This window comes from Sphingomonas sp. 66-10, from assembly GCF_001897045.1.
GTDB classification, from domain to species: domain Bacteria; phylum Pseudomonadota; class Alphaproteobacteria; order Sphingomonadales; family Sphingomonadaceae; genus Sphingomonas; species Sphingomonas lycopersici.
In genome coordinates this window covers 7,434-9,611 of the sequence record NZ_MKRR01000123.1, presented here as the reverse complement: position 1 = coordinate 9,611, position 2,178 = coordinate 7,434, and the positions used below count along the sequence as shown (strand labels likewise).

The following is a 2,178-nucleotide window of genomic DNA, read 5'->3' as shown; positions in this document are numbered from 1 at the left end:
GCGGGCGGAACGGCCGCATGACATGCGTCATGATCGTCATCGTCAGGCTGGCGACGATCGTGCCGCTGACGAGCGCCCAATAGCTGTGGGTCAGCGCGGCGAGCAGCACCATGATCGCCACCGCGACGATGCGCCCGACGATCGTGACCACCGCCTCGCGCGAGAAATCGATGTCGCGGATGTAATCGACCATGCGCGGGCTGCGCCAGCCGTCGATCAGCGGCTGGAGCGCGAGCACCAGCAACACGTTGCGGACGTGATCGTTGCCGGTCATCACCCCCGCCGGCAGCGCGGCGAGCGCGATCCCCGCAGCGGTGATCACCCCGCGCATTACCCCCAGCGTGAAGGCGGTGGCATAGAGATGCTCGTCGCGCCGCGGCGAGCGGACCAGCGCATTGGTGAGCTGAAAGTCGGTCAGCATCTGTGCGAACTCGACCACGATCATCGCCAGCGAGACGATGCCGAAATCGTTCGGCGTCAGCAGCCGCGCGAGCGCAGCGGTGCTGATGATGCCGATCCCGCGCGACATGAGGTTGACGACCATCAGCAGCGAAGCGCCGCTGGCCGCGCGGCCGCTGACCTGCGGCGCCGGTGACGGCGCCGCCGAATCGGGAAGCGATGCGGTCATTGCCCGGGCTCGATCGCCGGCGCGACCTGGAGGCCGGGTGCGGGGCGCCGGCGGTTCCTGACCAGCTCGAGCACCGGATGCTCGACGAAATGCCATGACAGCATCGCCAGCGGCAGCGTGGCACAGGCGGTGAGCAGCGCGAGCAAGACGGCCGAATGCGTCGGGAACAACGCATGGACCGCCATCATCGCCGGAAAGGCATAAATGTACATGCCGTAGCTATAATCGGGCCAGCGTGCGGAGCCGGAGCCGGTCAGGAAGCCGGCGCACAAGACGCAATAGCCGGTGACGAGACTGACGAGGTGCGGAATCGGGAAACATTGGACGCTAAGCGCCAGCACGACGACCCCGGCGATCGCGACCGACCATGACAGGCGCAGATAGGGCCAGACGACAAGCGCCGCGGTGCCGAGCGCAAACATCGTCCACAGCCGATCGAAAATCGTCAGATTGTAGACGATCCCGGGGCTGAGATGCTGCCCCGCCCAATGCTGGATCGGCGGCAGATGGAAGAGCAGCGCGAAAATCAGCGACGGCAGCAGGAGCAGCGGGACGATCCGCATCGGCCGCGCCAGCGACAGCAGCGCCGCGAGGAACAGAATGACATAGCAGCGCACCTCCCACGGGATCGTCCATAGCGACCCGTTGATGGTCACCGCCTTGCCCGCAGCGGCGACCCCGGTCAGCGTATATTGGCCCTTGGTCAGCGAAAGATTGCCGACGATGAAGCGCGTGGTATCGCCGCGCAGATATTGGTCGAGCGGCAATCCGGCGATGAAATAGCCCGCCACGGTGACGACGAGCACCGAGACAGCCAGCCCGGGCCACAGCCGCGCGAGCCGCGCGCGCGCGAAATCCCACGGGCTGCCGCGCCGCAACAAGCTGTTGTACACGAGGAAGCCGCTGAGAAAGAAAAAGCCGTCGACCGCGAAGTCGGAGGTCGGCTGCCCGAACAGCATCACCGTCGGGTCGTTCATGTCCGATCCCGTGACGAGCCAGACGCAATGCGACCAGATCACCGCGGAGGCGAGCACCAAGCGGACCAGCGTCAGGTTGTTGGCGGTGGGGACAAGACGGGTTGTAGCGTTCACTCGGGTTCCGGATTGCAGGCGCCGGTCAGGCCGCGCGCGACGATACGCGGTCATTCATTGCCATTCGCGCCGCCGGGGTACAAGCGCCGCTCGCCGGCGGCGCGCGGCATATCGTCCCGGTGGCGCGGTCGAGCGCCCGAAACGGCCGATGGACTGCCCCGCGTTGGTACATTTGATTTTGTGCTGCGCTGCAAAGAAGGCTAATTATCGTGCTATTCCATACCGGCAAGGAGGAAGCGCGCGTGGGCAAGGCGGCGGCAATGGTGCAGGGGGTGCTGATGACGGCGCTGCTCGCATCGCCTGTGCCGGCGCGGGCGGCGGTCGTCTACGTCGATCCGGCCACGATGCAGTGGCAATCGGATCAAACGGTGGAGGATCGCGACCAGGTGGCGGCGCGCGGATCGGTATGGGGCGAAATGGAACAGGCGGCGCGCATCGCCGCCGAGCAGGCGGGAATGG

The 2,178-nt window shown here is 66.4% G+C and carries 3 protein-coding genes; 1 reads left to right on the top strand and 2 read right to left on the bottom strand.

Annotation, left to right across the window (positions count from 1 at the left end):
* Together BGN95_RS12980 and BGN95_RS12975 are read right to left on the bottom strand one after the other, a co-directional pair.
* The coding region (locus BGN95_RS12980; protein ID WP_286772852.1) for an oligosaccharide flippase family protein at nucleotides 1-628 on the bottom strand (628 nt) is incomplete at its 3' end.
* Entirely contained in the window at nucleotides 625-1,719 is a 1,095-nt protein-coding gene (locus BGN95_RS12975) for an acyltransferase family protein (protein ID WP_286772851.1), read from the bottom strand. The genes BGN95_RS12975 and BGN95_RS12980, both read right to left, overlap by 4 nt.
* A 209-nt stretch (nucleotides 1,720-1,928) precedes the next feature.
* Between BGN95_RS12975 and BGN95_RS12970 the strand changes: the two genes are divergently transcribed.
* Nucleotides 1,929-2,178, top strand: a 250-nt coding sequence (locus tag BGN95_RS12970) for a hypothetical protein (RefSeq protein WP_286772850.1), incomplete at its 3' end; no start/stop codon positions are given.